This is a genomic window from Rhizobacter sp. (assembly GCF_032229685.1).
Taxonomy (GTDB): Bacteria; Pseudomonadota; Gammaproteobacteria; order Burkholderiales; family Burkholderiaceae_C; genus LMDS01.
In genome coordinates this window covers 158,259-164,697 of record NZ_JAVTWP010000045.1, presented here as the reverse complement: position 1 = coordinate 164,697, position 6,439 = coordinate 158,259, and the positions used below count along the sequence as shown (strand labels likewise).

The following is a 6,439-nucleotide window of genomic DNA, read 5'->3' as shown; positions in this document are numbered from 1 at the left end:
ACCTGCCGCTGGCCGCCGGCCCGGGCCGTGCGCCCGACCAGCTGCTGCTGGTGGCGACCGACGTGACCGAGCAGCGCGCCGCGCAGGAAGCACGCCTCGAAGCCGCGATCGCGCAGCGCGAGATGCTGGTGAAAGAAGTGCACCACCGCATCAAGAACAACCTGCAGGGCGTGGCCGGCCTGCTGCAGCAGATCGGCCAGCGCAAGCCCGAGGTGGCGGACGTGATCGCCGAAGTGGTGGGCCAGGTGCATGCGATCGCGCAGGTCTACGGCCTGCAGGTCGGCAACGGCGGGCCGCTGCAGCTGGCGAGCGTGGTCGAGGCGATCACGGTCTCGGTGCAGCGCACCTTCGGCCGGGCGATCCGCTTTTCGGCCGCCGGCACCACGCCGGCCGAATGGACGCTGCCCGAAGCCGAATCGATCCCGATCGCGCTCACGCTCAACGAACTGCTGACCAACGCCGTGAAGCACAGCGCCCGCACGCCGCAAGACGAAGTGCTGTGCACACTCGACGGTGGAGAGATGGGCGTGCGCATCAAGGTGTCGAACCTGGCCACGCTCGGGGCCGGCTTCGACCTGATGCGCATTCCTGGCGGCGTGTCGGGGCTCGGCCTGGTGCGTGCGTTGCTGCCGCGGCGCAGCGCGCGACTCACGCTCGAACAGCACGAAGACCGGGTCGTGGCCGAAATGGTGTTGCAGCCGCCGGTGGTCACGCGAGGGTGACACCGGCGCGCCAAGGGCGTGCGTTCCGGCACGCGGTTCGCTTTCGTTCCCTTACCCACGGGGGATAAGCCCGCAGTCGCGCCGGGCCGCGTTCACGGACAATCGGCGCAGTTCGATGCGGAGCCCGGCCGGCCGCGAGGCGCCGGGCACAACAACAATGACCTCACATCCCCAAGGCACGATCCTCGTCGTCGACGACGACCGGCTCGTGCTCGCCACGCTGGCGCACGGCCTCACGCAGGCCGGCTACGACGTGATCGACGCCGACAACGGCGACGACGCGATCCTGCTGGCCCGCGAACACCGGCCCGACCTGGCCTTGCTCGACATCCGCATGCAGGGCAAGAGCGGCTTCGACGTGGCTGCCTACCTGCGCGAGTACTGCCAGATCCCGTTCATGTTCCTCTCGGCCTTCACCGACGAAGCCACCGTGGCGCAGGTGAAAGCGCTCGGCGCGGTGGCCTACCTCGTGAAGCCGCTCGACATCGCGCAGATCCTGCCGAGTGTGGCCACCGCCATGGCCGGGGTGCATGCCCAGCGCCGCGCGGCCGTGGTGGCGCCGACGGGCGAAGGCCATTCGCCGGAACAACTTCAGTGGATGGCGGTCGGCCTGCTGATGCAGCGTGACGGCCTCACGGCCGCGCTGGCCTTGCAGCGCCTGCAGCAACTGGCGACCGAGGCCGCCTGCCCGGTGGCCGACCAGGCCGCGCAGTTGCTCAGCCTTGCGGCAGCGAGAAGTGGAACTGCGCGCCCTGGTTGACCTCGGCTTCGCCCCAGATGTCGCCACCATGGCGGCGCACGATGCGCCGCACCGAAGCCAGCCCGACGCCGGTGCCCGGGAAATCGTTGGCGCTGTGCAGGCGCTGGAACACGCCGAACAGCCGGTCTGAAAAGCGCATGTCGAAACCAGCGCCGTTGTCGCGCACCGTGAACTGGTCGGCTGCCTTGGGCGAGCGTTCGAAGACGATGTGCGCTTCGGCGCATTTGCTGGTGTACTTCCACGCGTTGCCGAAGAGGTTCTCGATCACCACGCGCAGCAGGGTCGCGTCGCCCTGCACCTGCACGCCCGGTTCGATGTCGACCTGGACCACCCGCTCCGGCCACTGGCGGCGCAGGTCGTCGGCCACGTAACCCGCGAGCTGCGACAGGTTGACCGTCTGGCGCGCCAGCGGTTGCGACGACAGTTTCGACAGCGCGAGCAGCGCGTCGATCATGTTGTTCATGCGCGCGGCGGCGCCGAGCACGCGGTCGAGGTGGTCGTTGCCGACCCGGTCGAGCAGCCGCCCGTAGTCTTCCTTGACGATCTTCGTGAAACCCTCGACCACGCGAATCGGCGCGCGCAGGTCGTGCGAGATGGTGTAGCTGAACGACTCCTGCTCGGCTTCGGCGACACCGGGGTCGGCCGCGGTGGCGGTGCTCGACGCAGCCGGCTTTGCCGGTGCTGCCGCGGCCGGCACCGCCTCGAGTTCACGGAAAGTGCCGTGATAACCCGCGAAGGCTCCCGACGCGTCGGTGCGAACGCGCGCGCGCAGGTGGCCCGGGCGCATTTCGCCGGAAGCGCCGGTGTGGCGGGCTGCGACGTCGTCGAGCGCTACTGCGCCTTGCAACTGCGCTTGCAGCGCCGCCGGCTGGTCGGTTTCGAAGCGCTCCCACAGCAATTGCGGCCCGGCGGGGCTCGCCCAGTCGGCCTGAGGCGCGCCGTGGGGCGGGCGCAGGCGCACGAGACGGTGTTGTGCGTCGGTCTGCCATTGCCAGACGTCGAGCAGTTCGTCGACGCTTTGCAATTGCTGGCGGGCGGTGCGCAGCGCATCGACCAGCCGGCGCCTCTGGCCCGAGGCGCGCAGGACGATCGCTGCGAAGATCGAGAACATCAGCGCCGGCAGCACGAAGAGGAACACCAGCGCGGCGCTCAGGCCGGTCGAGCCCGGTTCGGAGCCTCCGGCCGCGAGCCGGCTGGCCATCGCGGCCCACAGCGCCCAGGCGAGCAGCAGGGTGGTGAGCAGCACGGCGCCGAACCAGACCCAGGGTCGCCAGCGGGGCTGCAGTTGCACACCGATGCCACTGACACGATTCATGCGCCGGATTGTAGGGGCGGGGTCGGGCCTGCGGCCCGGCGGTCAAGTTCGCCCGGGGGCTGCCGAAATCAAGGGCGCAGGTCTGCGTGCGCCGCTGTGGCCGCGCCTGCCGCCGACCCGTTGTCCGGCGCCCGATCAACCGATTCTTCTGGCTCTCATGTTGCTGCGTTTGTCCCGCCTGGCTTTCTGGCTCGCTGCCCTGGCAGCGGCCGTGGCGCTGGCCGTTCCGACCGGCTGGGAGACGGCTTTGACCGGGTTGGCCGTCGCCGCCAGTGCCGCGGCCTACGTCTTCTGGCGGGCCGGGCTGGGCGAGCTGCGCCGCAGCGAAAGCGTCGACGCGCTGTTGCCCGACGCCGAGCCGCTGACCAGCTCGGCCCTGAACGAGGCTGCTTCGCGGGTCGAGGCCTGCTGCACGGAAGCCCCGGGTTTCGAATCGGCCCTGCATGGCGTGGCCCGCATCCTGAAGACCGAGCTCGGCGCGTTGCATGTCGTGGTCTACCGGGTGCTGGGCAGCGACGCCAGCCACGCCCGGCTCTCCGAACTCATCGAGACGCAGCCCGGCCTGCAACTCGCCGAACAGCGGGTGCATCTGCAACGCTCGGCGCCAGGGCGGGCCATTGCCTCCGGGCGTGAGGTGATCGACGCCGGCGGCCTCGCCGCGGTGCCGGTGCTGGGCCGGGGCGACGCGGTGGCGCTGATCGAGCTGAGCGGCCTGCAGATCGGCATCGACCCCGAGGCATTGACCGCCTTGCTCGCGCTGGCGCAGGCGAGCTTGTCGCAGCGGGCCGAGCCGATGGCCAGGGCCCGCCGCCAGACGCCCGATGGCAGAACTTTCACGCGCTTGGGCGAGAATGCCTGATCTGAAACTTTCCGCACGAACGCCCTGGCGTTCGAGACGACCGGGCACGCTGGCCTCTGGCATGCTCCCCGGTGGTTTCGCGAATCGGGTCTTGATGAGATTGTTTCCAGCTTCCTGCGTGGTGTGCACGGGTTCACGATGACCAACGAGCCCCTGCCCCAGCACGCCCCTGCCGCCGGGCTCGACCCGGAAGCGCTCGCGCGCCTGACCGAGCTCGACCCGACAGGCGAGAACAAGCTGCTCGAGCGGGTGCTGCGCGCGTTCCAGACCTCGGCCGCCCGGCTGATGCCGCAGCTCGAAGTGGCGCGCCAGGCCGGAGACCGCGCCACCGTGCGGCTGGTCGCGCACACGCTGAAGTCTTCGTCGGCGAGCATCGGGGCGCTGAGCCTCTCGCAGGTCTGCGCCCAGGTCGAAGCCCTGATCCGCGCCGAATCTGCCGGCGACCTCGAGCCGCTGCTGCTCACGATGCGCAACGAACTCGATGCGGCACTGCGCGCCATCGAACGCCTGCTCGAAGGCCGCTGATGAACGCCCGTTCCGACATCGCCGCCGACGACCTGCCCGAGAGACCCCGGGTGCTGCTGGTCGACGACGACGAGGTCAACCTCCTGCTCACGTCGATCGCGCTGCGCGAGCGCGGTTTCGCGATCACCGAAGCCACCAGCGGCGAAGCGGCGCTTGCCGCCCTCGGCCACGGCCTGCCCGACGTGGTGGTGCTCGACGCGCTGATGCCGGGGCTCGATGGCTTCGAGACCTGCCGCGAACTGCGTTTTCTGCCGGGCTGCGAATCGCTGCCGGTGCTGATGCTGACCGGCCTCGACGACGACGCGTCGATCACCCGCGCCTACGAGGCCGGCGCCACCGACTTCTTCGTCAAGTCCACGCAGTGGAGCCTGCTCGCCGGCCGGCTGCGCTACCTGCTGCGCGCCGCGCGCACCCGCGCCGAGCTCGAGCGAAGCAAGTCACGCCTGGCACGCGCCCAGGACCTGGCCCGCATGGGCAGCTTCGACTGGAAGCGCGGCGCCGGCGGCCCGGTGTTCTCGGTCGAAGGCCTGCGGGTGTTCGGCCTCGGCCCGGCCGACACGCTGGCGTTCCGGCCGCTGCTGCGCATGCTGCCGCCCGATGACCGCAGCGGCCTGATCGCGGTGCTGCACGAAGTGATCCGCCACAGCACCGTGCTGGCCACCGACATCCCGGCCACGCTGCGCGACGGCCGCCAGCGCATCGTGCATGTCGAGGCAGAACCCGAGTTCAGCGAGCAGGGTGTGCTCATCGGCTACAGCGGCATCGTGCAGGACGTGACCGACCGGCGCCTGGCCGAAGACAAGATCCGCCACCTGGCGAACTTCGACACGCTGACCGGCCTGCCGAACCGGCGCCAGCTGATCTGGCGCGCCGAGCGTGCGCTTGAGCACGGCCGGCGCCTGAACCACCAGGTGGCACTGCTGCTGATCGACCTCGACCGCTTCAAGATCATCAACGACACGCTCGGCCACGGCGCCGGCGACGAACTGCTGATGGAAGTGGCGCGCCGCCTGCGCTCGTGCGTGCGCCACTCCGACCAGGTGATGGAAAGCACGATCGAGTCGATGGGCTCGCGCTCGCACCGCACCCTCGAAGCCGTGGGCCGGCTCGGTGGCGACGAGTTCGTGGCGCTGCTGCCCGAAGTGGTCGACGAGCGCGACGCCGAACGTGTGGCGCAGCGCATTCTCGAGCTGATGCGCGAGCCGATCTTCGTCGGCGGGCAAGAGTGTTTCGTGACCGCGAGCGTCGGCATCGCGCTGTTCCCGCGCGACGGCACCTCGGTGGCCGACCTCATGCGCAATTCCGACGTGGCGATGTATTCGGCCAAGGGCGCCGGGCGCAACGCAGCGTCGACCTACCGGCCCGCGCTGGCTGGCCAGGGCCGCGAGAAGCTCGAACTCGAAAGCGCGCTGCACAAGGCCATCGAGCGCGACGAACTGGTGTTGTTCTACCAGCCCAAGATCGATGTGCGCGGCGCCAAGATGGTGGGTGCCGAAGCCTTGATGCGCTGGCGCCGCAACGGTGTGCTGGTGCCGCCGGGCGACTTCATTCCGCTGGCCGAAGAAACGGGCCTGATCGTGCCGCTGAGCGAATGGGCGATCCGCGAGGCGGCGCGCCAGGCGCGCATCTGGCAAGACGGTTTCGGCTTCGCCGACTCGATCGCCGTCAACCTGCCGAGCCGCCTGTTCGAGCGCACCGATCTGGTCGAGTACATCCACAACGCCGTGACCACCTACGGTGTGCCGCACCACGCGATCGAGCTCGAGATCACCGAAACGGGCTTGATGAAAGACCTGCAGAACGTGATCCCGTCGCTGCACCGCTTGAACGAGATCGGCGTCGAGATCTCGATCGACGACTTCGGCACCGGTTATTCGTCGCTCGCCTACCTGACGGCGTTGCCGATCAGCGAGCTGAAGATCGACCGCAGTTTCATTCGAGACCTGGGCATGACGCCGCAGAGTTCGGCGGTCGTCACCGCCATCATCGCGCTGGCCCGATCGCTCGGCCTGCGCGTGGTGGCCGAGGGGGTGGAAAACCTGCGCCAGATGGAAGTGCTCCACCGCCTGGGCTGCGGCGTGATGCAGGGGTTCCTGTTCAGCAAGCCGCAGCCGCCCGAAGACATCGAGGCCTGGCTGCAGCAGACCATCCTGCCGCGCAAGGCGCCCTGGATCGGCAAGGCCGACGAAGCCGACATGGCCGAGGTGCTGCGTTTCCCCGACGTGCGAGACCCTCGCGCCAAGCCACGCGGCTGAACG

At 69.6% G+C, this 6,439-nt stretch carries 6 protein-coding genes; 5 read left to right on the top strand and 1 reads right to left on the bottom strand.

Annotation, left to right across the window (positions count from 1 at the left end):
• Together AC30PD_RS22830 and AC30PD_RS22825 are read left to right on the top strand one after the other, a co-directional pair.
• On the top strand, positions 1–722 hold a 722-nt coding region (locus AC30PD_RS22830), incomplete at its 5' end, for a sensor histidine kinase (RefSeq protein WP_489537996.1).
• 157 nt (positions 723–879) lie between these two features.
• Positions 880–1,482, top strand: coding sequence for a response regulator (locus AC30PD_RS22825; protein WP_489537995.1), 603 nt, complete (start codon positions 880–882; stop codon positions 1,480–1,482).
• Here the strand turns inward: AC30PD_RS22825 and AC30PD_RS22820 are convergent.
• Positions 1,439–2,797: a sensor histidine kinase gene (locus tag AC30PD_RS22820; protein ID WP_489537994.1), complete on the bottom strand. Its 1,359-nt coding sequence runs from the start codon at positions 2,795–2,797 to the stop codon at positions 1,439–1,441. The genes AC30PD_RS22825 and AC30PD_RS22820 overlap by 44 nt on opposite strands.
• A 157-nt stretch (positions 2,798–2,954) precedes the next feature.
• On the opposite strand from AC30PD_RS22820, the gene AC30PD_RS22815 reads away from it, so the two are divergent.
• From AC30PD_RS22815 to AC30PD_RS22805, 3 genes are all read left to right on the top strand, one after another.
• Positions 2,955–3,656 carry a hypothetical protein gene (locus AC30PD_RS22815; RefSeq protein WP_489537993.1) on the top strand — a complete coding sequence of 234 codons (702 nt, stop codon included), beginning with the start codon at positions 2,955–2,957 and terminating at the stop codon, positions 3,654–3,656.
• 138 nt (positions 3,657–3,794) lie between these two features.
• Complete coding sequence (locus tag AC30PD_RS22810; protein ID WP_489537992.1) at positions 3,795–4,181, top strand: Hpt domain-containing protein; 387 nt, start codon at positions 3,795–3,797, stop codon at positions 4,179–4,181.
• Complete coding sequence (locus tag AC30PD_RS22805; RefSeq protein WP_489537991.1) at positions 4,181–6,436, top strand: putative bifunctional diguanylate cyclase/phosphodiesterase; 2,256 nt, start codon at positions 4,181–4,183, stop codon at positions 6,434–6,436. The genes AC30PD_RS22810 and AC30PD_RS22805 overlap by 1 nt, the downstream gene beginning before the upstream one ends.
• The last annotated feature ends 3 nt before the right edge of the window (positions 6,437–6,439 follow it).